This is a genomic window from Serratia marcescens (assembly GCF_029846115.1).
Lineage (GTDB): Bacteria > Pseudomonadota > Gammaproteobacteria > Enterobacterales > Enterobacteriaceae > Serratia > Serratia marcescens_L.
In genome coordinates this window covers 3078429-3103930 of the sequence record NZ_JARVZZ010000001.1, presented here as the reverse complement: position 1 = coordinate 3103930, position 25502 = coordinate 3078429, and the positions used below count along the sequence as shown (strand labels likewise).

Sequence of the window (25502 nt, the reverse complement as noted above, 5' to 3'; positions counted from 1 at the left end):
CGTTGTAAAACCGGGAAAAATAAACAATTGGTTACAGGGTAACTGCTTCCACTACTGGGAATTTTCCCATATACTGGATAAATTAACAGTTTACCAGCCGGAATCGCAACAGCATGACCGCGGAAGGACATCTTATTTTCTCTGTCGCTTGCGCGATCTTCGCCAAGAAGGCGGAAGTCACGCCAGAGCTGGCTACCGGCGACTGGTGGCACATCATACCCGCCGCGCTGCTGACCTCGTTGCTGCCGGACATCGATCACCCTAAATCGGTGTTGGGTCAGCGTCTGCGCTGGATTGCCCTGCCCATCGCCCGCGCCTTCGGCCACCGCGGCTTCACCCATAGCCTGCTGGCGATCGCCGGCGGCATGGCGCTGTTCCAACTGGACGTGCCGCGCAGCTGGCCGATCCCGGCCGACGCGCTGCACGCCATGATCATCGGTTACTTCAGCCATCTGCTGGCCGATATGCTCACTCCCGCCGGCGTTCCGCTGCTGTGGCCATGCCGCTGGCGTTTTCGCCTGCCGCTGCTCAACTCGCAAAAAGGCAATCAGCTCGAGCGCGTGCTGTGCCTGTGCCTGGTGGCGTTTGCCATCTGTTGGCAAGGTGATTTCACCCTGCCGGTGCAATCCTATGTCGAGCAAATCAGAAATATTAGACTCTGATCACAAAAATCCGCTCAACTCATCACCTTCATGTATATAAAACGAACAAAAACACACAAAAAGCTATATCAAATTCCATTTGGATATAAGTAGGCCACTCGGCAAACTGTTACGATATTTACATCGCGACATACGTGATGCGTAGTCGTTTTTATAAGAAAGATTATTGGAGACATTGGGGATGAATCTTCCGCTCGTGATTAACGTGCTGGTGTTTGTCGCGCTCCTGTTGCTGTTGGCGCAAACCCGCCACAAGCAATGGAGCCTGGCGAAAAAAGTGCTGGTCGGCCTGGTGGTCGGCGTGGTGTTCGGCCTGGGCCTGCAGCTGGTGTACGGCGCCGACAACCCGGTACTGAAAGAATCCATCAGCTGGTTCAACATCGTCGGCAACGGCTATGTGCAACTGCTGCAAATGATCGTCATGCCGCTGGTGTTCGCCTCGATCCTGAGCGCGGTGGCCAAGCTGCACAACGCCTCTTCTCTGGGCAAAATCAGCGTCCTGACTATCGGTACGCTGCTGTTCACCACGCTGATCTCGGCGCTGGTGGGCGTGCTGGTCACCAACCTGTTCGGCCTGACCGCCGAAGGCCTGGTGCAGGGCGCGCAGGAAAGCGCGCGCCTGACGGCGATCCAGACCAACTACGTGGGTAAACTGGCCGACCTGACCGTGCCGCAGATGGTGCTGTCGTTCATTCCGAAAAACCCGTTCGCCGATCTGACCGGGGCCAGCCCGACGTCTATCATTAGCGTGGTGATTTTCGCCACCTTCCTCGGCGTGGCGTCGCTGCAGCTGCTGAAAGACGACAAGCCGAAAGGCGAGCGCGTGCTGGTCGCTATCGACACCCTGCAGGCCTGGGTGATGAAGCTGGTGCGCCTGGTCATGAAACTGACGCCGTACGGCGTGCTGGCGCTGATGACCAAAGTGGTCGCCGGTTCCAACATTCACGACATCGTCAAACTCGGCAGCTTCGTGGTGGCCTCGTACATCGGTCTGGCCATCATGTTCGTGGTACACGCTGTCCTGCTGGCCTTCACCGGCGTTAACCCGATGAAGTTCTTCCGCAAGGTGTGGCCGGTGATCACCTTCGCCTTCACCAGCCGCTCGAGCGCCGCCAGCATTCCATTGAACGTGGAAGCGCAGACCCGCCGCCTGGGCGTGCCGGAATCCATCGCCAGCTTCTCAGCGTCGTTCGGTGCCACCATCGGCCAGAACGGCTGTGCGGGCCTCTACCCGGCGATGCTGGCGGTGATGGTTGCGCCGACCGTCGGCATCAACCCGCTGGATCCGGTGTGGATCGCCACCCTGGTCGGCATCGTCACCATCAGCTCCGCCGGCGTGGCGGGCGTGGGCGGCGGCGCCACTTTCGCCGCGCTGATCGTGCTGCCGGCGATGGGCCTGCCGGTGACGCTGGTCGCCTTGCTGATTTCGGTCGAACCGCTGATCGACATGGGCCGTACCGCGCTGAACGTCAACGGCTCCATGGCGGCGGGCACCATCACCAGCCAGCTGATGAAACAAACCGACAAAGCCGTGATGGACAGCGAAGACGAAGTCGAATTGGCTCACCGTTAACGCCGTCTCAAAACGAAAAACCGGGGATTATCCCTGGTTTTTTTATGCCCCGTGTTCGGTCGTTACGGCCGCTCGCCGTTCGCCAGCCGCCGGTTGATGTCGGCGATCACGCCCGGCAATTGCGCCAGCGTGTCTATCACATAGTGCGCGCCCGCCGCGTACAGTTTATCGGTGGCCGCCGTGCGGCGCTGCTCGATCTCTGCCGCCGCCATCCGGCGATACTCCTGCCAGGTCGCGCCGAACTCGTTGCCGGACAGCGCCAATCCGACGCTCCACATTCCGGCGTTCAGCCCTTCATGAATGCCCGGCACCGCGTCATCCACCTTCACGCAGTGCGCCACCGCATCGATGCCCAGCGCGATCGCATTCTGCAGTGCCATCCACGGCCCTGGCCGCCCGCCGGCCGCGAGATCGTCAGTGGCAACCCAGTAATCCGGCGCGTAGCCGCGCTGCGCGGCGGCGGGCACCAGCACCTCCATCACCGCACGCGGATAACCGGAGCAGGAGCCGATTTTAATGCCCTGTTCGCGCAGCCCGGCAATCACCTGCGGCACGCCCTCGATGGGATCGGCGAAATCGATCACTTTGGCGATTTGCAGCGGCATAAACGCCTGATACAGCGCGTCGATGTCCTGATGGCTCATAGAGCGGCCCAGCTTCTGCCGCCAGCGCGCGTCGACCGCCGGCAGCTTGCCCAGCGCCTCGATGTGCTGCCATTTGCCCAGCCCCATCGGAATACGCGCTTCCGCCAGGCTGATGTCGATATCGAAGGTTTGCTTGAACGCCTCGACAAAAATCTGCGTTGGCGCAAAGGAACCGAAGTCCACCGTGGTGCCGGCCCAGTCGAGGATCACTGCGTTGATCTGTTTCATGGTCAATCCTTATTGATTCCAGTACATCGCCTGCCCGACGGCCGCCAGCAAACGTTCGATATCTTGCGGGTAAATTTCCCCGATGTTGCCGATACGGAAGCAATCGCTCTGCGACACTTTGCCGGGATAGATCACAAACCCTTGCTGCTTCAGGCGCTGATAAAATTCGGCGAAGCGATAAGTGTCGGCCTTAGGCGAATAGAACGCGGTGATGATCGGCGAATGCAACGCCTCATCGAGCAGAGTCTCAAAGCCCAGGTCGCGCATGCCCGCCACCAGCCGCCGCTGATTGGTTTGATATCGATGGTGGCGCGCGGCAATGCCGCCCTCTTGTTCCAGCTCTTTCAGCGCCTGCGCAAAGGCCAACACGGTGTGGGTCGGCGACGTGAAACGCCATTTGCCGGCCTGGTCTTCCATACAGCGCCACTGGGCATACAGATCCAGCGACAGCGAGCGTGAACGGCCGGCGCATTTCTCCAGCTCGCTGCGGCGGGCGATGACGAAAGCGAACCCCGGCACGCCCTGAATGCATTTGTTGGCGGAGCTGATCAGAAAATCGATGCCCAGCGCGTCCACATCCAGCGGGATGCCGCCGAAGCTGCTCATGGCATCGACGATAAAGGTCTTGCCGTTGCGCGCCGCCAGGCCGGCGACCTTCTGCAGCGGGTTGAGCATGCCGGTGGTGGTTTCGCAGTGCACCATGGCGATATGGCTGATACGCGCATCGCTTTTCAGCACCGCCTCCATCGCCGCCACGTCCGGCTCATTCACCTCACCGCAGTCGAAAGCGTGGTGGTCGATATCCATCAGCCGCGCCATTTCGATCATCCGCGCCCCGTAGGCGCCGTTGTTGACGATCAGCAGCTTGTCCTGCGGGCCGATGGCCGTGCCCAGCACGCCTTCCACCGCAAAACTGCCGCTGCCCTGCAGCAACACCGAGGTGTAGCCGGCGGACGGCGTCGCCAGCGCCACCAACTGCTGGCGGATGCTTTGCACCACGCCCAGGTTGTAATCTTCATCCCAGGTGCAGCTGTCGAACAGCATCGCCTGTTTTACCGTTTTCGACGTGGTCAACGGGCCGGGTGTCAACAGCAGGTAGTTACGATCGGACATGTTATTCACCTATTTGGTCTATACCAGATTGCGGGCATTGTGGCGGCAAATTCCTTCCCCGGTCAAACGACAAAGCGCGGTGAAACAAAAAATTCATCTGGCTATGTATAATAAGCGCGTGCCGGAATGTCGGGCCGATGCCATAGCGAGATGAAATGAAAGAACATCAGGGCGATATGCCCCACTACCTGCAGATCAAGGATCAGCTTCAGGCGCGCATCACCCGCGGCGCGCTGCAGGCGGGCGACAAGCTGCCTTCGGAGCGCGAGCTGTGCGCCATCTTCTCCACCACCCGCGTCACCATTCGCGAGAGCCTGGCGCAGCTGGAGGCCACCGGCGCCATCTACCGCGCCGATCGCCGCGGCTGGTTCGTCACGCCGGAACGGCTGTGGCTGGATCCGACGCAGAACACCAACTTCCACCGCCTCTGCCAGGAGCAGGGCCGCACGCCGCGCACCGCGCTGCTGTCCGGCGAAAAAACCACGGTGCCGCTCGACGTGATGCAGCCGCTGGCGCTCGAACCGTTCGATCAGGTGTATCTGCTACGCCGCGTGCGCTACGCCGACGGCCGCGCTATCTGCTATTGCGAAAACCACTGCCTGCCGCAGCGGGTGCCGGAACTGCTCAGCCACGATCTCAACGGCAGCCTGACCGAGGTCTATCAACAGCATTACGCGTTGATTTACAGCAACATGCATCTGTCGTTCTATCCGACGGCCCTGCCTTACCGCGCCGCCAACGCGCTCGGCGCCATGGTCGGCCTGCCCGCCTTGTTGCTGCGCCGGTTGAATTACGATCAGCACGGCCGCATTCTCGATTTCGATATCGAATACTGGCGCCACGACAGCCTGCGCATCGAAGTCGATACGCTTTAACCCCCAGCATGACGGGGCTGCACCTGCCGCCCCCTTTTCTCTCCCACGCCCAATCCTCGTTGCCGGCAAATATATTTTGCCGCTTTCATTTGTTTGTCATATTCGTCGATTAGCTTGACCGCATATCTGGTGTATACCAGTTTCGCATTAACCCGCAACAGTGAGGCTGAAGCTATGAAACTTTCTCGTCTGGTCGTGATGACTGCCATCGCACTCGGCGCCGCGCCGGCCTGGGCCGCCGACGCGGTGGTGACCGTCTACTCCGCCGATGGGCTGCACGACGGCGATCACAGCTGGTATCAAACCCAGTTCGACGCCTTCACTCAGGCAACCGGCATCAAGGTGCAGTACGTCGAAGGCGGTTCCGGCGCCATCGTCGAGCGGCTGTCGAAAGAGCGCAGCAACCCGCAGGCCGACGTGCTGGTGACGCTGCCGCCGTTCATCCAGCGCGCCGCCGCGGAAAAACTGCTGCAGGATTTCACCCCGCAGGATGCGGCGCAGATCGCCGACGCCCAGCCGCAGTTCGTGCCGTTGGTGAACAACTACCTGAGCTTCATCTATAACGCCAAGCTGTTGCCGCAGGCGCCCGCCAGCTATCAACAGCTGCTGGACGCGCAGTTCCGCAACAAGCTGCAGTACTCCACGCCGGGCCAGGCGGGTGACGGCACCGCGGTGATGCTGCAGGCGTTTCACAGCTTCGGCAGCAAAGACGCCGGTTTCGACTACCTCGGCAAGCTGCAAAGCAACAACGTCGGCCCTTCCGCTTCCACCGGCAAGCTGACCGCGCTGGTCAATAAAGGCGAGCTGCTGGTGGCCAACGGCGATCTGCAGATGAACCTGGCGCAGATGCGCAGCAACCCGAACGTGAAGGTGTTCTGGCCGGCCGGGCCGGACGGCAAGCGCAGCACGCTGGTGCTGCCTTACTATGTCGGCCTGGTGCAAGGCGCGCCGCAAAGCGCCAACGGCAAAAAGCTGATCGACTTCCTGTTGAGCAAAGAAGCGCAGAGCAGCGTCAGCGCCATTTCCTACGGCATGCCGGTGCGTAAGGACGTCACCCCGACCGACGATAACTTCAAGCAGTCGCAGGCGGCGCTGAAAGGCGTGGACATCTGGGCGCCGGATTGGAATCAGGTGGTGAGCAGCCTGTCCGCCGATATCTCCCGCTGGCACAAGGTGACCGAATGACGCTGACGATGCCTTCTACCCTCTCTTCCCGCGCCGAGGCGCGGGATAGCAGCCAGGACATCGCCGGGCCGTCGGGCATTCAGCTCGACCGCGTCAGCGTGTCGTACCGCGGCACCGAGGTGCTGAAACCCCTGACGCTCACCATCGCCCCCGGCGAAGTGTTGGCGCTGATCGGCCCCTCCGGTTCGGGCAAAACCACCGTGCTGCGGGCGATCGCCGGCTTCGTGCAGCCCTCCGCCGGGCGTATTGCCATCGGTGACGTCGATGTCACCGACGTGCCGCCTTATGAGCGCGGTCTGGGCATGGTGGTACAGAACTACGCGCTGTTTCCGCATATGCGCGTCGAAGACAATGTGGCGTTCGGCCTGCGCGCGCAGGGCAAGCCGCGCGGCCTCACCGCCGAACGCGTCGACGAGGCGTTGGCCATCGTCGGCATGTCCGCCTACGCCAAGCGCTATCCCAGCCAGCTCTCCGGTGGCCAACAGCAGCGCGTGGCGATCGCCCGCGCCATCGCGGTGCGCCCCAAAGTCTTGCTGCTGGATGAACCGCTGTCGGCGCTGGACGCGCAAATTCGCCACAGCATGGTGGAGGAGATCGCCCGCCTGCACCGCGAGCTGCCTGACCTGACCATCCTGTACGTCACCCACGATCAGGGCGAAGCGCTGACGCTGGAGGACAAGATTGGCATCATGCGCGACGGCCACCTGATCGCCCACGGCGAGACCCGCGCGCTGTACCATCATCCCACGAACCGCTTCGCCGCCGAGTTCCTCGGCCGCGCCAACCTGCTGCCGGCCACCGCGCTGGAGACCACTACCGGGCAAGGCATGACCACCGTCAGCTGCGCCGGCAAAGTGATCGGCTGCTTTACCTATGGCGCACAACGCGGTTTCGACAAACTGCTGTGTATTCGGCCGCAGCATATCGCGCTCGATGCCGACGCCCAGCGCAGCAACTGCCTCATCGGCACACTGCGCGATATTCACTGGCAGGGGGAATTGACGCACCTGCAGTTCGACGCGCAAGGCCATCCGCTGCGCGTGGTCACCACCCATCGCAACCGGATGCCGCAAATTGGCGAGCGTGTGCCGCTCTATTTCGCCCCCGATGACGCGGTACTGATCGAGGACTGACATGACTGACTCTACGCTTATTCGCCCAGCTCAGCGGCTGCGCTTGCCGCGCCGCCTGTGGGTCCTGCTGCCGCTGCTGGTGCTGGCGACGCTGTTTTTCTATCCGCTGGCGCTGATCGTCAAACAGGTGTTTACCGACGATCAGGGGCTGTTCAGCGCCGCCGCGCTGCAACAGGTGTTCGAATCCCGACGCTTTGTCGGCGCCCTGCTCAACACGCTGCAGATTGCGCTGCTGGCGACGCTGGGCTGCCTAGTGCTCGGCACCCTGCTGTCCCTGCTGCTGGTGTTCACGCCGTTCCCCGGCAGCCGCCTGATCGCCCAGGTGATCGATACCTTTATCGCCATGCCGACCTTCCTGATCACGCTGGCCTTCACCTTTATCTACGGCTCCGCCGGCCTGCTGAACGGTACGCTGATGGCGGCCTTCGGTTTTACTCTGCCGCCGGTGGACTTTCTTTACTCCATCTGGGGCGTGATCCTGGCGGAAATCACCGTGTTTACGCCGCTGGTGATGCGCCCGCTGATGGCGGCGCTGTCGCAGATCGATCGCAGCCAGCTCGAAGCCGCCAGCATCCTCGGCGCCCGGCCGGGGCGCGTGGTGCGCCAGGTGATTTTGCCCGCCGCGCTGCCGGCCTTGCTGGCCGGCGGCAGCCTGTGTTTGCTGTTGACCACCAATGAATTCGGCATCGTGCTGTTTATCGGCGCCAAGGGGGTCGCCACGCTGCCGATGATGGTCTACGCCAAAGCGATTCTGGAATCGGATTACGCCGTCGCCTGCACGATCGCCGTCGTGAATATCGCGCTGTCGCTCGGGCTGTTCTCCCTTTACCGCTACGCCGCGGCGCGCGCCGGGCAGAGGAACTGACGATGTTGATTTGGTCTCGCACCGGCCGCACCCTGACCTGCACGCTGGCGGTCACGCTGTTCGCCCTGTTCTTCTGCCTGCCGTTGGCGGTGATCCTGATGTCCAGCCTGAGCGAACAGTGGAACGGCGTGCTGCCGAGCGGCTTCACCCTCAGCCATTTCCGTCAGGCCTTCAGCGGCGCCTCCTGGGACGCGCTGGTCGCCAGCCTGGCTATCGGTTTCAGCGCCAGCCTGTTCGCGTTATTGTGCGGTACCTGGGCGGCGCTGGCGCTGCGCCACTATCAGGGGCGCGGCCAACGGCTACTGAGCACGCTGTTTTTCATTCCCAGCGCGGTGCCTTCGGTCTCTATCGGTCTGGGGATGCTGGTGGCGTTCAGCCAGGGGACGCTGCAGATGAACGGCACCTTCCTGATCGTGCCCGTCGCCCACTTCGTGCTGATTTCTGCCTTCACCTTCGGCAACGTGATGGCCGGGCTGACCCGGCTGCCTGGCGATTACGAAAACGTCGCCGCCAGCCTGGGCGCTTCGCCGTTGTTTCGCCTGCGTCACGTCACCCTGCCGATGATCGCTCCCTATATGATCTCCGCCTTCGCTCTCAGCCTGTCGCTGTCAATGGGTGAACTGGGTGCGACCATGATGATCTACCCACCGAGCTGGGCGACGCTGCCGGTCACTATCTTCAGCCTGACCGATCGCGGCAGCATCGCCAACGGCGCGACGCTGACCATGATCCTGGTGGCGGCCACGTTGCTGCTGATGTTAGTGCTGGAGCGGATTGCGCAGCGGCTGACGCCGGGCGCAAAATAGCAAAAAGGCGCTGCCATGGCAGCGCCTTGTTCATCGAAGCGAAGGGTCAGAACGGGTAGTCGTGATAGCCCTGCTGTTCACTGATGCGCCGGGCGGCGACGTGCAGCAGCGCCACATACTCCTCCCGCGCCGCTTCGGAAAAGCGCAGCGTCGGGAAAGAAATGCTCAGCCCGGCGATCGCCACCCCGAACCGATCGAACACCGGCGCCGCGATGCAGCGGATCCCCGCTTCCTGTTCCTCGGCATCTTCGCCGTATCCCTGCTCACGCACCCGCTCCAGCACCGGCAGCAGTTCGGCGGCGCTGGTCAGGGTATGCTCGGTGCTGCGGGTAAATTCAATCTGCGACAGGATCTGCGCCACCTCATCCCGATCGCGCCAGGCCAGCAGCACTTTACCGATGGCGGTGCTGTGCAGCGGATTACGGCGACCGATACGCGAATACATGCGCAGGTTGTACATCGCGTCGATCTTGTGGATATAGACGATACCGTCCTCGTCCAAGGCGCCGAGGTGGATGGTTTCGCGGGTGCGGTTCGACAGCTCGCGCATCTGCACGTCAGCGCTGCGGATCAGATCGACGTTCTGCAGCGATTTGGCGCCCAGCTCGAACAGCTTGAGCGTCAGCGCGTATTTTTCCGTCTCGCCTTCCTGCGAGACGTAGCCCAGCGCTTTCATGGTCTGCAAAAAGCGGTAAACGGTGCTTTTGGACATCATCACCCGCTGGGACAGTTCGGTAATGCCAATTTCGCGCTCATCGCCGAGCGCCTGCAAAATGCCGAACACTTTCATCACGGATGAGACGGCATCCGGTTGCTTGTCTGAATCTGCGTTAGCCATGGTGAATACCCTACTTAACGGTTTTGTTTCAGGAAATTTAAACAAGAGTTTCAGTATAATCGGAACAGATCGCGGCGCGCAACGCGGCCGAACGCTAAGCGATTGAAGCCAAATGGATAACCACAGCTCCGCTCACCGCCGTTTACAATTAAGCGGACAAGAGGCATGCAATCACGGGCAAATATGATTAGCATGATAATACTCCCCTGAATAAATACCGCTGAGATCCACATGCGTCCTTGTTCCGACGGCCTCCCCGTCCCGCAACGCTATGGGGCGATCCTCGCCATCGCCCTTGGCATTACCGTATCCGTGCTCGATGGCGCGATAGCCAACGTGGCGCTGCCCACCATCGCGCGCGATCTCAACGCCAGCCCGGCCAGCTCCATTTGGGTGGTTAACGCCTATCAGTTGGCGATCACCGTGTCTCTGCTGTCGCTGGCGTCGCTCGGCGATCTGATCGGCTATCGCCGCATCTATCAGGCCGGGCTGCTGGTGTTCAGCATCACCTCGCTGTTCTGCGCCCTGTCCGACTCGCTGCTCACGCTGACCATCGCCCGCGTGCTGCAAGGCTTTGGCGCCGCCGCCATCATGAGCGTCAACACCGCGCTGATCCGCATCATCTACCCGCAGCGTTTTCTCGGCCGCGGCATGGGCATCAACTCGCTGATCGTCGCTTGCTCCTCAGCGGCCGGGCCAACGGTGGCGGCGGCGATCCTGTCGGTCGCATCCTGGCAATGGCTGTTCGCCATCAACCTGCCGATCGGTATCGTCGCACTGCTGCTGGGGATGAAATTCCTGCCGGCCAACGGCCAAAAAAGCGATAACCGCCGTTTCGATCCCACCAGCGCCGTGTTGAACGCGTTGACTTTCGGCCTGCTGATCACCGCCATCAGCGGCTTCGCTCAGGGCCAGAGCCTGACGCTGATCTTCAGCGAGATCGCCGCGCTGCTGGCGATTGGCGCGGTGTTCGTGCGCCGCCAGCTGCGTCAGGAATTTCCGCTGCTGCCGGTCGACCTGCTGCGTATCCCCATTTTCGCCCTGTCGATGGGCACCTCAATCTGCTCGTTCGCCGCGCAAATGCTGGCGATGGTGTCGCTACCGTTTTTCCTGCAAAGCGCATTGGGCCGCGACGAAGTGGCGACCGGGCTGCTGTTGACGCCGTGGCCGCTGGCGATCGTGGTGATGGCGCCGATCGCCGGCCGGCTGGTGGAACGCGTGCACGCCGGCCTGCTGGGCTGCATTGGGCTGGCGGTGTTCGCGCTCGGGCTGTTCTCGCTGGCGCTGCTGCCTGCGGATCCGTCAAATGGGGACATCATCTGGCGCATGGTGCTGTGCGGCGCCGGTTTCGGCCTGTTCCAGTCGCCCAACAATCACACCATCATCTCCGCCGCGCCACGCAACCGCAGCGGCGGCGCCAGCGGCATGCTGGGTACCGCTCGCCTGTTGGGGCAAACCTCGGGGGCCGCGCTGGTGGCGCTGATGTTCAACCTGTTCCCCACCTCCGGCACCCACGCTTCGCTGATCCTGGCCGGCGTGTTCGCCACCCTGGCGGCGGCGGTCAGCAGCCTGCGCATCACCCAATCGACGTCGCAAACGGCGCAGCCGAGCCGCGAGGTGAAATAGCGGCCATAGAAACAGCCGAAACCCCATCGATTCTAAAGCCGGCGGTTCCAGCAATGCGGCCGGCCTGAATAACGCTGCGCCAGGTGTGATACGCTTGGCGTCAGTCGCCGCTCCTCAAAGGGCTGCGGCCTTGTTGCAAACACGCTAAATAGGCATCGTCATCCGGATACCAGCCAACAATGTGTTGGCCGTCGTTATCCTCCCCCTCAAAGGCCTTCAGCAGGTATGAAGCGAACATGCGCGTGATCGGTTCAGCGGACTGCGCGCTGTCGATTCGACAGTCGCAGCGCGTCTCTCCGTCAACCTGAACGAAGTTCTGCAATGAGGCGAGACATCGCGCGTCGAGATCGCCATGTACATGGATAAATTCCCCCGTTTCTACCAGGGTGAGCACGGCCAGACTTCCCCCCACCACAAACGCGCCGTCGTTTCCAGAGCTGCAATAGGCATGGCGTATGCGGGCATCGTCACGCACGAGCAGCTCGCCCAAACAAATCAGCGTATCCGACTGCAGCCGCCCCAGCACAATGATGCCGCCATCCTCTCGCTGGGGTGACACCGCCATGCACCCCTCTACGATCAAATTTCCCTCTACGACCAGATAATCGTAATCGTGCCTATCGTCCTCGTCTGGGAAAAACGATGGGAGGTGCAGGTCGCCTGAATGCCAGCGTATAGCTGGCTGTTCAGAATCGTAACCACTCCGGTTTAACAACTCCGCAGACGCATCGGCGACGCCGCCCGCCAATATGGTAAGGCGCGCCAGCGCCTCATCACAGCCGAGCAAGGGAAGAGCGTTGATTTTCATAGGGCCTCAGGGACAGACGTTATGGTGCCAAAGCATATAGCATGAGCTTCCCAAACCAAGCAAGCGAAGGCGTCAGGCATGGTCGCCTGCAGCGGCTAGCGTACCGAGAGAGGCGGAAAGGCCGTATTCAAATCGCGAAATCTAACGATTGAATCAGCAACCTCCTCCTGAACAAGCGATTTCGTCATGCCGTAAAAAAACCCCGGCGAGCCGGGGTTTTTCATTTCATTCAGCCGATTACTTCAGGTACTGGCCGGAACGCAGCGCTTCGATACGCTTGTCGAGCGGCGGGTGCGACATGAACAGCTCGCTGAACGACTTGGATTTACCGTTGATGCAGAACGCCATCATGCTGCCCGCTTCCTGCGGTTCATAGCTGGTTTTCAGACGCTGCAAGGCGGCGATCATCTTCTCGCGGCCCACCAGCTTGGCGGAGCCGGCGTCGGCGTAGAACTCACGGTGACGCGAGAACCACATGGTGATGATGCTTGCCAGGATGCCGAACACCAGTTCCAGCACCATCGACACCGCGAAATAAATCATCGGGTTGCCGTTGCCTTCCCCTTCGCCATCACGGTTGCCCAGGAAGCCGGCGGCCACCTGCGCGATCAGGCGCGAAATGAAGATGACAAAGGTGTTCACGATGCCCTGAATCAGAGTCATGGTCACCATATCGCCGTTGGCGACGTGGCTGATTTCGTGCGCGATGACCGCTTCCGCTTCGTCGCGGCTCATGCTCTGCAGCAGGCCGGTGCTGACGGCGACCAGCGAGGCGTCGCGGCGTGCGCCGGTGGCGAAGGCGTTGATGTCCGGCGCGTGGTAGATAGCGACCTGCGGCATGGCGATGCCCGCCTGCTGCGACTGACGGCGCACCGTTTCCAGCAGCCAGTTTTCGGTTTCGTTACGCGGCTGTTCAATCACTTCCCCGCCGACGGAGCGCAGCGCCATCCACTTGGACATCAGCAACGACACGAAAGCGCCGCCGAAGCCGAACAGACCGGCCATGATCATCAGGCCCTGAACGCTACTGGATTGGATTCCTGTCAGGCTGAGCACCAGCCCGAAAACCAACATCACCGCCAGGTTGGTGAGCAGGAACAGAGCTATACGCATCATAAAATGTTTACTTCCTCATAAATGTTAACAAAACGCTGTCTAAGATACCCTAGATCGTATGGGCATTCGTCACAGTTTCAAGAGTCACGCGTCATTAACCTACTAAAAATACGAAACTTTACAAAAACGACGCGCGACCGGGATTTGGCAAATTGTAAACGATTGTTGCGCAAGGCGGAGGGGTTTTTTACCCTAAATTTGTCAGGCGCTGCATAAGCCCACATCCCTTCACCCAGCAGAGAAGCCGGCCTTCGCATCGCCATAAAAAAACGCACCCTCGGGTGCGTTTTTCATTCTGCCGGACGCGGCCTTATTTGGCCGGCGTTGGCTGCTGAGCGGGCTGATCTTTTTCCAGATGAGCCAGGTCCAGCGCGATATGCACGGTTTCATCCAGGTACGGATCCGGCTCCTGGTAATCCTTCGGCAGATCGTCGAGCGATTTCAGCGGCTTCTTGCCCGCGCGTTCCAGGCGCTCGTTGATGCGTTTCAGACGGGTCGCATCATCATCGTGGTTCTCTTTCTCACGCACTGCCAGATTGAGGGACACGATGTTGCGTTTATCCTTCAGCGCCTTGTAATGCGCGATATCCTGCGCGATGTACTGGAACTCCGGATTCTGCGCGATGCGTTGCTGGTGATCTTTTAGCAGCTCCGGCTCGAACGGCGCCATATCGCCGGTCTTGCTGTAGGTCGCCGCATTGATGCTGTCCCACGGCATGGCGTTGTCTTCAAACGCTTCGCCGGTTTCCGCCGGATCGACGCCGGTCGGCATCAGAATGTCCGGGGTCACCCCTTTGCGCTGAGTGCTGCCGCCGTTGACGCGGTAGAACTTCTGAATGGTGTACTGCACCGACCCCAGCGCCGGCCACTCAGGGCGCAGCATCTGGTCGTAGATGCGGTTCAGCGAACGGTACTGCTGCACGGTGCCTTTACCGAAGGTCGGTTCGCCGACGATCAGCGCGCGACCGTAATCCTGCATCGCCGCCGCGAAGATCTCGGAGGCGGAGGCGCTGAAGCGATCGACCAGCACCACCAGCGGGCCTTTGTAGTAGGTCACGCCATCGGTGTCGGCGTCTTCACGTACTTTGCCGTTGTTGTCGCGCACCTGCACCACCGGGCCGCTCGGAATGAACAGGCCGGACAGCGACACCGCTTCGGTCAGCGCGCCGCCGCCGTTGGTGCGCAGATCGATGATCACGCTCTTGACGTTCTGCTTCGCCATCTTCTGCAGCTGCACTTTCACGTCATCGGTCAGACCGACGTAGAAGCCGGGGATATCGAACACCGCCACCTTCTCTTTGCCGACGGTCTTGATGGTCATTTTCACCGCGCGGTCTTCCAGGCGGATGCGCTCGCGAGTCAGGGTGACCACACGGGTTTTGGTACCCTTGCCGGCCGGCAGGATCTCCAGGCGCACCTTGCTGCCTTTCGGCCCTTTGATCAACGACACCACGTCGTCCAGGCGCCAGCCGATCACGTCCACCATCGGTTTGCCGGCCTGACCGACGCCGACGATGCGATCGCCCACGGTGATCGCCTTGCTCTTCGCCGCCGGGCCGCCCGGCACCATCGAGTTGATCAGGGTGTAGTCGTCATCCATCTGCAGCACTGCGCCGATGCCTTCCAGCGACAGGCTCATCTCGGTGTTGAACTGCTCGGTGTTGCGCGGAGACAGGTAGTTGGTATGCGGGTCGATTTCATGCGCAAAGGCATTCATCGCCAGCTGGAAGACGTCTTCGCTGTTGCTTTGCGTCAGACGCTTGATGGCGAACTGATAGCGCTTGGTCAGCGTGTCGCGGATTTCTTTGTCGGTCTTGCCGGTCAGCTTGAGGTTCAGCTCGTCATAGGTGACTTTCGCATCCCACAGGCTATCCAGCTCGGCCTTGTCTTTCGGCCACGGCGCTTTGCTGCGGTCGAGATCGATAGTGCCGTTGCCGGTGAAGTTCATCGGCTTGTCCAGCAACGACAACGCATAGGTGTAACGCTCAAAGCGGCGTTTCTGCGCCAGATTGAACAGCGCGTAGAAGGTGTCCAGCTTGCCGGTTTTCAGCTCTTCGCCAACCTGATTGCGTTTGCCGGCGAACTGCGCCACGTCGGAGGCCAGCAACACGTTATGGTTGTAGTCCAGCATGTTCAGGTAGCGATCGAAGATCTTGCCTGAGAACTCCGCGTCGAGGGCGAACTGGCGGTAATGAGAGCGAGTGAAGCGCGAGGTGACGCGCTCACTCACCGTAGCGTGCTGGGGTTCCTGTTGCAGTTGGGGCAGTTGACCGATGCGAATGTTGGCTGTTTCCGCGCCGTAACTGACACCCGCCCACAGCAGCCCTGCAATCGCTGTTAATCTGACGAATTTGTTCATGCCTGGGTTGGCCTCCGTATCAGAACTGCAAGTGTTCTGCGCGCACAATCATCGCCAGACCGGAAGAGAGCTGCACACGTACGCCATCTTTAGCGATTTCGAGTACGGTAGCATCCATCGCGCTCTTGCCTGCTCTGACTTTGATTTCCTGGCCAATTTGCAGTTTAGAGATATCCGTGACTGGCGCATAACGCGGCTGGCTTCCCTCTTTTGCTTCACGAGGTTGGCGAGCGGGCTGTGGGCGAGTTTGTGGGCGCGGCTTGCGGTTTTCCGGCGCGGCTCCGCCTTCGCGGCGTGCAGCAGGCTTTTTACCGGCTGGGCGCGGACGGCGCGGAGCGGCATCGGCGGATTCGCCGGCGGCTTCACGTTTTTTGGCGTTTTGTTCGGCACGCTGTGCCTGAACGCGCGCTTTGGCTTCTTCAAGCTGCTGGCGAGCATGATCGACATGCTGCTGCTCCAGTTCACCGCACGGATTGCCGTCCAGATCGACGCGCTGCGCGCCAACCTTGACGCCGTACAGGTAACGCCAGCTTGAGGTGTACAGGCGCAGGGCAGAACGCAATTGCGTTTTGCTGAGATTCTCTTCCCCCTGCACGCGCTCTACCAAATCCTGAAAAATACCGATTTTCAGCGGACGAGCTTCGCCTTCGGCGCTAAAGCAGAGCGGAAAACGCTCGGCAAGAAAAGCAATGACTTCTTTACTAGAGTTCAACTTAGGTTGATTTTCCATGAAATTTCCTGATTACAACGGTATTGCCAACAAGCCACAGGCATGAACAGGCGTCATTATAATGACGCCATCGGTAATTGCCACGTTAACCGTCGATCAACTTGCCGCCACAGTCACATATTTCGCACTGTCGCACTGTTCCAGTTGCTCACAAAGCCCCGCCACCACTGCTTTCAGGCCCGCTTCGTCCTGTTCGTCGAAGCGTTGATAAACCGTGCTGTCGATATCCAAAACGCCGATCGCTCGGCCGCCAACCGCCAGCGGCAGCACGATTTCCGCGTTGCTGGCCGCATCGCAGGCGATGTGACCCGGGAACGCATGCACGTCGCCGACGCGCTGCACGCGATTTTCCGCCACCGCCGTGCCGCACACGCCCTTGCCCACCGGGATGCGCACGCAGGCGATCTTGCCCTGGAACGGCCCCAGCACCAGCTGGTCGCCCTCCATCAGATAGAAACCGACCCAGTTGACGTCATCCAGACGCTCGTTGATCAACGCGCTGGCGTTGGACAGCGCCGCGATAAAGTTGGTCTCCCCGCCGAGCAACGCGCTCAGGTCACGTTTTAATTCCGCGTAGAATTGTTCTTTTGTCATGTGATAACCATTGAAACAGTGAAGATGGCCAGAAGCCCAAAGCTTAGGCCCTATAAAATAAGCATTAAATGCGTATAGCCACAAGGTTAATCATCTGTTGCTTCACAAAACCCTGTCGCTCGGGGTATGTTTGCCGCTCAGAATCCCGGTTTACCTCGTTTTACCGTCCGGCGCCCGATCGCCAGTGACGCGGCCGGTTTATTTTTCAGCTACGCTGACAGTTCCGGCGGGCTCAAGGGCAGCGACTTGTCAAAGATGAAAATACACGCGATCACCGCCCCCCTTTCCAAAGCGCGCCACCAGCGCTGCTGCGAATGCGACCTGCTGTTCGTGCTGCCGCCGCTCAGCGGCAACCAGGCTGCCTATTGCCCGCGTTGCAACGCCAAGGTGGTGAACGGCCGCGACTGGTCGATGACGCGCCTGACCGCCATGGCGATCGCCATGCTGCTGCTGATGCCGTTCGCTTTCACCGAACCGCTGATCAGCATCCGCCTGCTCGGCACGCGCATCGACGCCAGTTTGCTGGAAGGCATCTGGCAGATGAGCCGTCAGGGCGACCCGCTCACCGCCAGCATGGTGGCGTTCTGCACCCTCGGCGCCCCGCTGACGCTGGCGCTGTCGCTGCTCTACCTGCGCTTCGGCCACGCGCTCGGCATGAACCTGCGCCCGGTGCTGCTGATGCTGGAACGGCTGAAAGAGTGGGTGATGCTGGACATCTATCTGATCGGCATGGCGGTGGCGGCGATCAAGGTGCAGGATTACGCCGATATCCAGGCAGGCAGCGCGCTGATCGCCTACCTGTCGCTCACCCTGCTCAGCATCCTGACGCTGATCCATGTCAATCTGGAGCAGCTGTGGGAGCGTTACTATCCACAGGAGCAGCCGGAAGGCCCGCCGGCGGCGTTGCATATTTGCCTGTCCTGTCACTATACCGGCTATCCCGACGCGCGCGGCCGCTGCCCGCGCTGCCACGTGCCGATGTGCCACCGCCAGCCTTACAGCCTGCAGAAAACCTGGGCGGCACTGATCGCGGCGATGATCCTGCTGATACCGGCCAACCTGCTGCCGATTTCCATCATTTACGCCAACGGCGTGCGCCTCGAAGACACCATCTTCTCCGGCGTGGTCTCGCTGGCCACCTCCGGCAACGTGCCGATCGCCGCCATCGTGTTCATCGCCAGCGTGCTGGTGCCCTTTACCAAGGTGATCGTGCTGATCACGCTGCTGTTCAGCATTCACTTTAAAACCTCGCACAGCCTGAAGACGCGCATTCGTCTGCTGCGCCTGGTCACCTGGATCGGCCGCTGGTCGATGCTGGATCTGTTCGTTATCGCCTTGATGATGTCGCTGGTAAACCGCGACCAGCTGTTATCTTTTACTATGGGACCGGCCGCGTTTTACTTTGGCTCGGCGGTCATTTTGACTATTCTTGCCGTTGAGTGGCTGGATAGCCGATTGATTTGGGATGCACATGCAACAGGAAACGCCGACTACACCGACTGAAGCGCGGGTCAAGAACAAGCGCCGCATTTCACCGTTCTGGTTACTGCCGTTCATCGCCCTGCTGATCGCCGGGTGGCTGGTCTATAACAATTTCCAGGAGCGCGGCACCACCGTCACCATTGATTTCCAATCGGCGGCGGGTATCGTCGCCGGCCGCACGCCGGTGCGCTACCAGGGCGTTGAGGTCGGCACGGTGCAGAAGATCAGCCTGAGCAAAGATCTGCGCAGCATCGTGGTGGAAGCCAGCATCAAAAGCGATCTGGAAGACTCGCTGCGCGAAGGCACCCAGTTCTGGCTGGTGACGCCCAAGGCCTCGCTGGCCGGGGTCTCCGGGCTCGATGCGCTGGTCGGCGGCAACTATATCGGCATGATGCCCGGCAGCGGCAAAGCGCAAACCCACTTCACCGCGCTTGATACCCAGCCGAAATACCGCCTGAACACTGGCGAACTGATGATTCACCTGCACGCTGACGACCTGGGCTCGCTCAACAGCGGCTCACTGGTCTACTACCGTAAAATCCCGGTCGGCAAGGTGTACGACTACACCATCAGCGAAGGCAACAAGGGCGTGACCATCGACGTGCTGATCGATCGCCGCTTCGCCAACCTGGTGAAGAGCAACAGCCGCTTCTGGAACGTCTCCGGCTTCAAGGGCGACTTCAGCCTGTCCGGCGCGACGGTTCAGATGGAGAGCCTGGCGGCGCTGGTCAACGGCGCCATCGCCTTCGATTCGCCGGCCGATGGCCAGCAGGCCAAGGGCGATCAGAGCTATGCTCTGTACCCCGATCTGGCCCACAGCCAGCGCGGCGTCAATATCCTGCTGGATCTGCCGAGCGGCAACAGCCTGAGTGAAAACCGCACGCCGCTGATGTACCAGGGGCTGCAGGTCGGCACCCTGACCAAGCTGACGTTGCAGCAGGACAGCAAAGTGGTCGGTGAACTGACCATCGATCCTTCGGTGGTCGATCTGATGCGCAGCGGCACCCGTATCGTGATGCGCAGCCCGCGCATCAGCCTCAACGACGCCAAACTCAGCCAACTGCTGACCGGCACCACGCTGGAGTTGATTCCGGGCGAAGGCGAGCCGCAGCAGCGCTTCAACGTGCTGGACAGCAGTGAAACGCTGTTACAACAGCCGGGCGTGCTGACCGTCACGCTGAATGCGCCGCAAAGCTACGGCATCGACGTCGGGCAACCGCTGGTGGTGCACGGCGTGAAAGTCGGCCAGATCCTGAGCCGCACCCTGACCGCCGGCGGCGTAGTGTTCACCGCCGCCATCGACGCCCAATATCGCGGCCTGCTGCACAAAGACAGCAAATTCGTGGTCAACAGCCGCCTCGACGTCAAGCTGGGCATCGACGGCATGGAAGTGCTCGGCGCCAGCGCCCAGGAGTGGGTCGACGGCGGTGTGCGCATTATTCCCGGCAGCAAGGGGGAGCCGGGCGGCCAATACCCGCTGTACGCCAACAGCGAAAAAGCCGAGGAAGGCATCGTCGGCAATGCCCCGGCCACCACCCTGACCCTCAGCGCCACCAGCCTGCCGGACGTGCAGGCCGGCTCGGTGGTGCTGTACCGCAAATTCCAGGTGGGCGAGATCGTCAATGTCCGGCCGAAAGCCAACGAGTTTGAGGTGGACGTCTACATCAGCCCGGAATACCGCAAGCTGCTGACGCGCGAAAGCATCTTCTGGGCCGAAGGCGGCGCCAAGGTGCAGCTCAACGGCAGCGGGCTGACGGTGCAGGCTTCGCCGCTTAACCGCGCGCTGAAAGGCGCCATCAGCTTCGACAACCTGCAGGGCGTGACGCTGAACAAAGGCGCCAACCGCGTGCTGTACGCCAGCGAAACCGCCGCTCGCGCGGTGGGCAGCCAAATCACGCTGAAAACCTACGACGCCAGCAAGCTGTCGGCGGGCATGCCGCTGCGCTACCTCGGCATCGACGTCGGTCAGGTGGAGTCGCTGCAGCTGGCGCCGGAACGCAACGAAGTGTTGGCCAAAGCGGTGCTGTATCCGGAATACGTGCAGACCTTCGCGCGCCTGGGCAGCCGCTTCTCGATCGTTTCGCCGGAGATCTCCGCCGCCGGTGTCAGCAACCTCGATACCCTGCTCCAGCCTTATATCAACGTGGAGCCGGGGCGCGGGCGCGAGCTGCGCACCTTCGAGTTGCAGCAGGCCAGCATCACCGACTCGCGCTATCTCGACGGCCTGAGCGTAGTGCTCGACGCCGCCGAAACCGGCTCGCTGCAGATCGGCACGCCGGTGCTGTTCCGCGGTGTGGAGGTCGGCACCATCACCGGTTTCTACCTTGGCGCCATGTCCGATCGGGTGCACGTCGCGCTGCGCATCAGCAAGAAGTATCAGCATCTGGTACGCAATAACAGCGTGTTCTGGCTGGCTTCGGGGTACAACCTGCAGTTCGGCCTGACCGGCGGCGTGATCAAGAGCGGCACCTTCCAGCAGTTCATCCGCGGCGGTATCGCCTTCGCCACGCCGCCGACCATTCCGCTGGCGCCGAAAGCGACGCCGAACAAACACTTCCTGCTGAATCCGGAAGAGCCAAAGGACTGGAAAACCTGGGGCACCGCCATTCCGCGCGATTAAATTTCGCATTTTCCTCAGGGCCCGGCATTGCCGGGCCCTGTTTTTTTCCGCTTTGTGATAAACTCTCGCCCTTGTCTTTATTGCACCCTGAGAGTTCGCCCCGTGGCCAAATCCACCGCCGTTTTTCTGCCCCCCGCTTTCCTTGACGCCACCCGCGCCATCATGCCCGCCGAGCTGGCGATGGACGATTTTATCGCCGCTTGCCAGCGCCCGCTGCGCCGCAGCCTGCGCGTCAACACGCTGAAAATCAGCGTCGCCGACTTCCTGGCGCTGGTGCAGGGTTACGACTGGCGACTGGAGCCTATTCCCTGGTGCGCGGAAGGGTTCTGGATCGAGCGCGACGATGAAGAGCTGCGATTAGGCAGCGCCGCCGAACACCTGAGCGGTCTGTTCTACATTCAGGAGGCCAGTTCGATGCTGCCGGTCAGTGCGCTGTTCGCGGGCAACGCAGCGCCGACTCGGGTGCTGGACGTGGCGGCGGCGCCGGGCTCCAAAACCACCCAGATCGCCGCGTTGATGGGCAACCAGGGCGGCATCGTCGCCAACGAATACTCCGCCAGCCGGGTGAAAGTGCTGCACGCCAATATCAGCCGCTGTGGCGTGAAGAACACCGCGCTGACCCACTTTGACGGCCGGGTGTTCGGCGCCGCGCTGCCGGAGAGCTTCGACGCCATTCTGCTCGACGCCCCCTGCTCCGGCGAAGGCGTGGTACGCAAGGATCCGGACGCCATGAACAACTGGTCGCCGGACAGCGTCGCCGAGATCGCCGCCACCCAGCGCGAGCTGATCGACAGCGCGTTTCATGCGCTGGCACCGGGCGGCGTGATGGTTTATTCCACCTGCACGCTCAATGCGCAGGAAAATCAGCAGGTGGTGCATTGGCTGCTGGATACCTATGGCGACGCGGTCAGCGTCGAGCCGCTGGCAGAGCTGTTCCCCGGCGCCGACAAGGCGTTGACCGCCGAAGGCTTTCTGCACGTCTTCCCACAGATTTACGACAGTGAAGGGTTTTTCGTCGCCCGCCTGCGCAAACAGCACGCCGTAGCGCCGTTGGCGAAGCCGACCTATAAAGTCGGGAAGTTCCCGTTCAGCCCGCTGTCGGGCAAAGAGGCGGCGCTGGTCGCCCAAGCCGCCGCCGCATCCGGCTTAACCTGGGGCGATGACAGCCGGCTGTGGGAGCGCGACAAGGAGATTTGGCTGTTTCCGGCCGAGCTGGAACCGCTGTTCGGTAAAGTGCGTTTCTCGCGTATCGGCCTCAAGCTGGCCGAACGTTTCCCGAAAGGTTTCCGCTGGCAGCACGAGGCGGCGATCGCGCTGGCCGGCACCGGCGGCAAACCGCATTTCGAGCTGGACGCCACGCTGGCACAGGAGTGGTATCACGGCCGCGATCTCTACCCGGAGCAGCCGCCGGCCGGCGATGAATGCATCGTCACCTACCAGGGCCAGCCGTTGGGCATCGCCAAGCGCATCGGCAGCCGCATCAAGAACAACCTGCCGCGCGAGCTGGTGCGCGATGGCGCGCTGGACTTCCACCTGTAAACAATATCGCGCCGGGGAATGACGCTCCCCGGCGATAAAATAACGCTAATAATATTCCCATCGCCGTTCGTTATTATTCTAATCATTTCACTTTATCGGTATACCTCGCCTACAAGCCCCGTCAGCCGTGGGGTGAGAATAAAAAGTTTCTCGCTTTCATCAAGACAATTCCCGATTCTTATTCTATTAATTAAAGTGCAGCTAAATGAATACGTTCAACCCACCTCTGGGTGGTGTCTTTGCGGGCTTTCTCTCATACGGCAAGGAATATAAGATGAAAAAAACTCTGATGGCATTGACCTCGGTAGCAACCCTGCTGTGCGCCAACGGCGCGGCTAACGCAGCAGGCACCATTCAAGGCACGTTAGGCGTGACGCTAACCATCGGCGCCGGTTGCGTCGTGGGGGGCGGCAACAGCAGCGGTTCCGTCAACGACTTCGGCTCCATCAGCTTCGGCACTTACTCTTCACTGGCCAACATTATCGACGCCAGCGCCACCGGCGCAGGGGGGGCCGGTACGCTGTCATTGACCTGCACCACCGGCACAGACTACACGGTGGCGCTGGACAACGGGCTCCACGTCACTTCAGGCACCCAACGCCGCATGGCCAGCACGGCAGGCGCATTCATCAGCTATAACCTTTACCAGGATGCCGCGCGCACCACCTCCTGGGGCAGTGGTGCCAACGCGCTGACCGGCACCGGCACCGGCGCCGCCGTTCCGCTGATCGTGTATGGCCGCGTACCGGCGGCCGGTTCCACCCCGGCGGCGGACACCTATAACGATACCGTCACGATGACGGTCACCTGGTAACGGTGCGGCGCGCGCTTTGCTGCTGCGGATTATGGGCGTGCAGCCTGTTGGCGCAGGCCGACAGCAAAACGGCGACCCTTGGCGTCAGCGCGACCTTGCTCAGCGCCTGTGAAGCCGGCAGCAGCTCAGGCGGCAACGTCAGCTTCGGCACGCTGAATTTCGGCACGCTGTATTTTCTCAGCACCGCAACCAGCGTCGCCGGGCAGCAAAACGCCGGCGCCATTCGGGTGAAATGCACCAACGGCACCAGCTACAGCGTTCTGCTTGGCGGCGGGCAAAGCGGCAATACCGCTGCCCGCTACCTGCAAAGCGCGGCCGGCCAACGGGTGAATTACAACCTGTACACCAACGCCGCCCACAGCACCATTTGGGATAATCTGACGGGCGTGTCACAAACCGCCAACGGTTCGGACAACTGGCTGCCGGTCTATGGCATGATTCCGGCGCAGTCCACGCCCCCGACAGGCAGCTACACCGATACGGTACAGGTCACGATCAATTGGTAATGACGATGCGCGCTCCAATTTGCGGTTTGCTGTTCTGCCTGCCGCTTTCCCCGGCCCAAAGCGATACCGGCGTCAACGACTTGACCAAAAGCCAGCCGTTCACCGTCAATGCAACCGTGGTAAAAGGCTGCGTATTGGGCAGCGGCGTCAGTGACGTGACCACCTTCGGCACCCTGAACTTCGGCCAACTGTCCTCGCTGAGCAACGCAGTCAGCGTCGTCTCCAGCAGCGGCGCCGGTTCGGTGCTGTTTCGCTGCAACCCGGGGCTGAGCGTTACGCTGGCCTTCGGCGTCGGCAATCATGTAACCGGATCCATCGCCGGCGGCAGAAAATTACAGAACGCCGTCACATCGGAAACGCTGCTGTATCAACTTTATCAAGACAGCAACTACGCCACCCTTTGGGGAGATGGCGCCAACGGCGGCGCGGCGCAGACCGTCGCCGCCACCGGCAGCACGCAAGAAATCAAGGTTTACGCCCGTCTGTTTTCGACCAGTACCCTGCCCACCAGTGGCGTTTACAGCGATACGGTCTTGTTGACGGTCACTTATTAAGTTTTTTGCAATAAGGATTGAGTTATGCGCATACCCTTCCGTCTGCCGTTAACGGCAGCCTTGCTCCTGGCAAGCCAGCAGCACGCCCTGGCCGCGGCTTCCATTCTTATCTGGCCAATCGATCCGGTGATTGAAGATCAACAGCAGGCTACCGCGCTGTGGCTGGAAAATCGCGACAGCAAACCGGTCTATATGCAAATTCGCGTGTTGGGTTGGCAGCAAACCGCCGGCAAAGACGATTACAGCAACCAAAGCGACGTGATCGCCAGCCCGCCGGTGGCGTCGATCGCGCCAGGCAAACGCCAGCTGATACGCCTGATCAAACAGTCGGCCCCGCCGGCGGGACAGGAGCGCGCCTACCGCATTTTGGTCGATGAAGTGCCGGTGAAAGAACAATCCTCGGATGCCGCCCCCGGCGGTGCGGAGATGGGGCTGAAATTCCAGATGCGCTACTCGGTGCCGCTGTTCGTCAGCGGCAAGGGCATTTGGACCAAGCAGGACAGCGAAAAACCGCGCGATTACGCGACCGCCAGCCAACCCCGGCTCAGCTATCGTCTACAGCAGCAAAGCAGCGAACGCTGGCTGGAGGTGCGAAATCAAGGCGCAGTGCATGCCCGTATTTCGAAAGTGACGCTGCAAGGCCGCAGCCTGAATCCCGGCCTGATGGGATATGTGCTGCCCGGTTCGCAGATGCGCTTCGCCTTGCCGCCCGCCGGCGGTTTCAGCAGCGGCAAGCTGATGGCCACGGTCAATGACAACAAACAGCCCGTAGCCATTCCGTCTCATTGAGGCCCAGGTGCAGCCGACAGGGAGGCTATCGACGCGGCGCTTG

23 protein-coding genes are annotated in these 25502 nt (G+C 61.2%); 15 read left to right on the top strand and 8 right to left on the bottom strand.

Features of this window, described 5'->3' with window-relative positions; translation table 11 throughout:
• Positions 1 to 113 precede the first annotated feature (113 nt).
• Both QDT79_RS14675 and QDT79_RS14670 read left to right on the top strand, forming a co-directional pair.
• A complete protein-coding gene (locus QDT79_RS14675; protein ID WP_004931456.1) occupies positions 114 to 662 on the top strand; it encodes a metal-dependent hydrolase in 549 nt (182 codons plus the stop codon).
• Positions 663 to 843: 181 nt separating this feature from the next.
• On the top strand, positions 844 to 2235 hold the full coding sequence (locus tag QDT79_RS14670; RefSeq protein ID WP_063989670.1) for an L-cystine transporter: 1392 nt from the start codon (positions 844 to 846) through the stop codon (positions 2233 to 2235).
• 62 nt (positions 2236 to 2297) lie between these two features.
• On the opposite strand, the gene phnX is transcribed toward QDT79_RS14670, so the two are convergent.
• Together phnX and phnW are read right to left on the bottom strand one after the other, a co-directional pair.
• On the bottom strand, positions 2298 to 3107 hold the full coding sequence (gene phnX / locus QDT79_RS14665) for a phosphonoacetaldehyde hydrolase (RefSeq protein ID WP_063989669.1): 810 nt from the start codon (positions 3105 to 3107) through the stop codon (positions 2298 to 2300).
• A 9-nt stretch (positions 3108 to 3116) separates the two neighbouring features.
• A complete protein-coding gene (gene phnW, locus QDT79_RS14660; protein WP_063989668.1) occupies positions 3117 to 4220 on the bottom strand; it encodes a 2-aminoethylphosphonate--pyruvate transaminase in 1104 nt (367 codons plus the stop codon).
• A gap of 155 nt (positions 4221 to 4375) precedes the next feature.
• On the opposite strand from phnW, the gene phnR reads away from it, so the two are divergent.
• The 5 genes from phnR (at position 4376) to QDT79_RS14635 (ending at position 9084) form a co-directional block, all read left to right on the top strand.
• Complete coding sequence (gene phnR / locus QDT79_RS14655) at positions 4376 to 5095, top strand: phosphonate utilization transcriptional regulator PhnR (protein ID WP_049198574.1); 720 nt, start codon at positions 4376 to 4378, stop codon at positions 5093 to 5095.
• A 174-nt stretch (positions 5096 to 5269) separates the two neighbouring features.
• Entirely contained in the window at positions 5270 to 6280 is a 1011-nt protein-coding gene (locus QDT79_RS14650; RefSeq protein ID WP_197772974.1) for a 2-aminoethylphosphonate ABC transporter substrate-binding protein, read from the top strand.
• Positions 6281 to 6288: 8 nt separating this feature from the next.
• Complete coding sequence (gene phnT, locus QDT79_RS14645; RefSeq protein ID WP_308317186.1) at positions 6289 to 7413, top strand: 2-aminoethylphosphonate ABC transport system ATP-binding subunit PhnT; 1125 nt, start codon at positions 6289 to 6291, stop codon at positions 7411 to 7413.
• Position 7414: 1 nt separating this feature from the next.
• Positions 7415 to 8278 (top strand): 2-aminoethylphosphonate ABC transporter permease subunit, encoded by an 864-nt coding sequence (gene phnU / locus QDT79_RS14640; protein WP_308316657.1) that lies wholly within the window; start codon positions 7415 to 7417, stop codon positions 8276 to 8278.
• A 2-nt stretch (positions 8279 to 8280) separates the two neighbouring features.
• Positions 8281 to 9084, top strand: a complete 804-nt coding sequence (locus QDT79_RS14635; RefSeq protein ID WP_063989665.1) for an ABC transporter permease — start codon at positions 8281 to 8283, stop codon at positions 9082 to 9084.
• Positions 9085 to 9130: 46 nt separating this feature from the next.
• On the opposite strand, the gene kdgR is transcribed toward QDT79_RS14635, so the two are convergent.
• Entirely contained in the window at positions 9131 to 9922 is a 792-nt protein-coding gene (kdgR, locus tag QDT79_RS14630) for a DNA-binding transcriptional regulator KdgR (RefSeq protein WP_063989664.1), read from the bottom strand.
• A gap of 231 nt (positions 9923 to 10153) precedes the next feature.
• Between kdgR and QDT79_RS14625 the strand changes: the two genes are divergently transcribed.
• Positions 10154 to 11548 carry an MFS transporter gene (locus tag QDT79_RS14625; RefSeq protein WP_063989663.1) on the top strand — a complete coding sequence of 465 codons (1395 nt, stop codon included), beginning with the start codon at positions 10154 to 10156 and terminating at the stop codon, positions 11546 to 11548.
• A 100-nt stretch (positions 11549 to 11648) separates the two neighbouring features.
• Here QDT79_RS14625 and QDT79_RS14620 read toward each other — a convergent pair whose 3' ends face one another.
• From QDT79_RS14620 to msrC, 5 genes are all read right to left on the bottom strand, one after another.
• Entirely contained in the window at positions 11649 to 12356 is a 708-nt protein-coding gene (locus tag QDT79_RS14620; RefSeq protein WP_308316656.1) for a hypothetical protein, read from the bottom strand.
• A gap of 237 nt (positions 12357 to 12593) precedes the next feature.
• The gene (gene htpX / locus QDT79_RS14615) at positions 12594 to 13472 is read right to left on the bottom strand and encodes a protease HtpX (protein ID WP_033638291.1); all 879 of its coding nucleotides are present in this window, start codon (positions 13470 to 13472) and stop codon (positions 12594 to 12596) included.
• Positions 13473 to 13782: 310 nt separating this feature from the next.
• The gene (gene prc, locus QDT79_RS14610; RefSeq protein WP_033642845.1) at positions 13783 to 15831 is read right to left on the bottom strand and encodes a carboxy terminal-processing peptidase; all 2049 of its coding nucleotides are present in this window, start codon (positions 15829 to 15831) and stop codon (positions 13783 to 13785) included.
• Positions 15832 to 15850: 19 nt separating this feature from the next.
• Positions 15851 to 16561 carry an RNA chaperone ProQ gene (gene proQ / locus QDT79_RS14605; protein ID WP_308316655.1) on the bottom strand — a complete coding sequence of 237 codons (711 nt, stop codon included), beginning with the start codon at positions 16559 to 16561 and terminating at the stop codon, positions 15851 to 15853.
• A gap of 96 nt (positions 16562 to 16657) precedes the next feature.
• The gene (gene msrC, locus QDT79_RS14600; protein WP_019454877.1) at positions 16658 to 17155 is read right to left on the bottom strand and encodes a free L-methionine (R)-S-oxide reductase MsrC; all 498 of its coding nucleotides are present in this window, start codon (positions 17153 to 17155) and stop codon (positions 16658 to 16660) included.
• Between the two features lie 255 nt (positions 17156 to 17410).
• Here msrC and yebS point away from each other — a divergent pair, with 255 nt between their 5' ends.
• The 7 genes from yebS to QDT79_RS14565 all read left to right on the top strand — a co-directional run bounded on the left by yebS (position 17411) and on the right by QDT79_RS14565 (position 25459).
• Complete coding sequence (gene yebS, locus QDT79_RS14595; protein WP_063990337.1) at positions 17411 to 18658, top strand: membrane integrity lipid transport subunit YebS; 1248 nt, start codon at positions 17411 to 17413, stop codon at positions 18656 to 18658.
• A complete protein-coding gene (locus tag QDT79_RS14590; protein WP_063989660.1) occupies positions 18627 to 21257 on the top strand; it encodes a PqiB family protein in 2631 nt (876 codons plus the stop codon). Before yebS ends, QDT79_RS14590 begins: the two co-directional genes overlap by 32 nt.
• Positions 21258 to 21359: 102 nt before the next feature.
• A complete protein-coding gene (gene rsmF, locus QDT79_RS14585; protein ID WP_308316654.1) occupies positions 21360 to 22796 on the top strand; it encodes a 16S rRNA (cytosine(1407)-C(5))-methyltransferase RsmF in 1437 nt (478 codons plus the stop codon).
• A gap of 274 nt (positions 22797 to 23070) precedes the next feature.
• Entirely contained in the window at positions 23071 to 23610 is a 540-nt protein-coding gene (locus tag QDT79_RS14580) for a Csu type fimbrial protein (protein WP_063989658.1), read from the top strand.
• A 2-nt stretch (positions 23611 to 23612) separates the two neighbouring features.
• On the top strand, positions 23613 to 24116 hold the full coding sequence (locus tag QDT79_RS14575; RefSeq protein WP_025302583.1) for a Csu type fimbrial protein: 504 nt from the start codon (positions 23613 to 23615) through the stop codon (positions 24114 to 24116).
• A 5-nt stretch (positions 24117 to 24121) separates the two neighbouring features.
• Positions 24122 to 24670: a Csu type fimbrial protein gene (locus QDT79_RS14570; RefSeq protein WP_165384381.1), complete on the top strand. Its 549-nt coding sequence runs from the start codon at positions 24122 to 24124 to the stop codon at positions 24668 to 24670.
• A gap of 24 nt (positions 24671 to 24694) precedes the next feature.
• The gene (locus QDT79_RS14565; protein WP_063989656.1) at positions 24695 to 25459 is read left to right on the top strand and encodes a fimbrial biogenesis chaperone; all 765 of its coding nucleotides are present in this window, start codon (positions 24695 to 24697) and stop codon (positions 25457 to 25459) included.
• The last annotated feature ends 43 nt before the right edge of the window (positions 25460 to 25502 follow it).

Excerpts from the sequence above, each read along its gene's own strand:
- QDT79_RS14675 (WP_004931456.1), top strand. The coding sequence starts at position 114 with ATGACCGCGGAAGGACATCTTATTTTCTCTGTCGCTTGCGCGATCTTC.
- QDT79_RS14670 (WP_063989670.1), top strand. The coding sequence starts at position 844 with ATGAATCTTCCGCTCGTGATTAACGTGCTGGTGTTTGTCGCGCTCCTG.
- phnX (WP_063989669.1), bottom strand. The coding sequence starts at position 3,107 with ATGAAACAGATCAACGCAGTGATCCTCGACTGGGCCGGCACCACGGTG.
- phnW (WP_063989668.1), bottom strand. The coding sequence starts at position 4,220 with ATGTCCGATCGTAACTACCTGCTGTTGACACCCGGCCCGTTGACCACG.
- phnR (WP_049198574.1), top strand. The coding sequence starts at position 4,376 with ATGAAAGAACATCAGGGCGATATGCCCCACTACCTGCAGATCAAGGAT.
- QDT79_RS14650 (WP_197772974.1), top strand. The coding sequence starts at position 5,270 with ATGAAACTTTCTCGTCTGGTCGTGATGACTGCCATCGCACTCGGCGCC.
- phnT (WP_308317186.1), top strand. The coding sequence starts at position 6,289 with ATGCCTTCTACCCTCTCTTCCCGCGCCGAGGCGCGGGATAGCAGCCAG.
- phnU (WP_308316657.1), top strand. The coding sequence starts at position 7,415 with ATGACTGACTCTACGCTTATTCGCCCAGCTCAGCGGCTGCGCTTGCCG.
- QDT79_RS14635 (WP_063989665.1), top strand. The coding sequence starts at position 8,281 with ATGTTGATTTGGTCTCGCACCGGCCGCACCCTGACCTGCACGCTGGCG.
- kdgR (WP_063989664.1), bottom strand. The coding sequence starts at position 9,922 with ATGGCTAACGCAGATTCAGACAAGCAACCGGATGCCGTCTCATCCGTG.
- QDT79_RS14625 (WP_063989663.1), top strand. The coding sequence starts at position 10,154 with ATGCGTCCTTGTTCCGACGGCCTCCCCGTCCCGCAACGCTATGGGGCG.
- QDT79_RS14620 (WP_308316656.1), bottom strand. The coding sequence starts at position 12,356 with ATGAAAATCAACGCTCTTCCCTTGCTCGGCTGTGATGAGGCGCTGGCG.
- htpX (WP_033638291.1), bottom strand. The coding sequence starts at position 13,472 with ATGATGCGTATAGCTCTGTTCCTGCTCACCAACCTGGCGGTGATGTTG.
- prc (WP_033642845.1), bottom strand. The coding sequence starts at position 15,831 with ATGAACAAATTCGTCAGATTAACAGCGATTGCAGGGCTGCTGTGGGCG.
- proQ (WP_308316655.1), bottom strand. The coding sequence starts at position 16,561 with ATGGAAAATCAACCTAAGTTGAACTCTAGTAAAGAAGTCATTGCTTTT.
- msrC (WP_019454877.1), bottom strand. The coding sequence starts at position 17,155 with ATGACAAAAGAACAATTCTACGCGGAATTAAAACGTGACCTGAGCGCG.
- yebS (WP_063990337.1), top strand. The coding sequence starts at position 17,411 with ATGAAAATACACGCGATCACCGCCCCCCTTTCCAAAGCGCGCCACCAG.
- QDT79_RS14590 (WP_063989660.1), top strand. The coding sequence starts at position 18,627 with ATGCAACAGGAAACGCCGACTACACCGACTGAAGCGCGGGTCAAGAAC.
- QDT79_RS14580 (WP_063989658.1), top strand. The coding sequence starts at position 23,071 with ATGAAAAAAACTCTGATGGCATTGACCTCGGTAGCAACCCTGCTGTGC.
- QDT79_RS14570 (WP_165384381.1), top strand. The coding sequence starts at position 24,122 with ATGCGCGCTCCAATTTGCGGTTTGCTGTTCTGCCTGCCGCTTTCCCCG.
- QDT79_RS14565 (WP_063989656.1), top strand. The coding sequence starts at position 24,695 with ATGCGCATACCCTTCCGTCTGCCGTTAACGGCAGCCTTGCTCCTGGCA.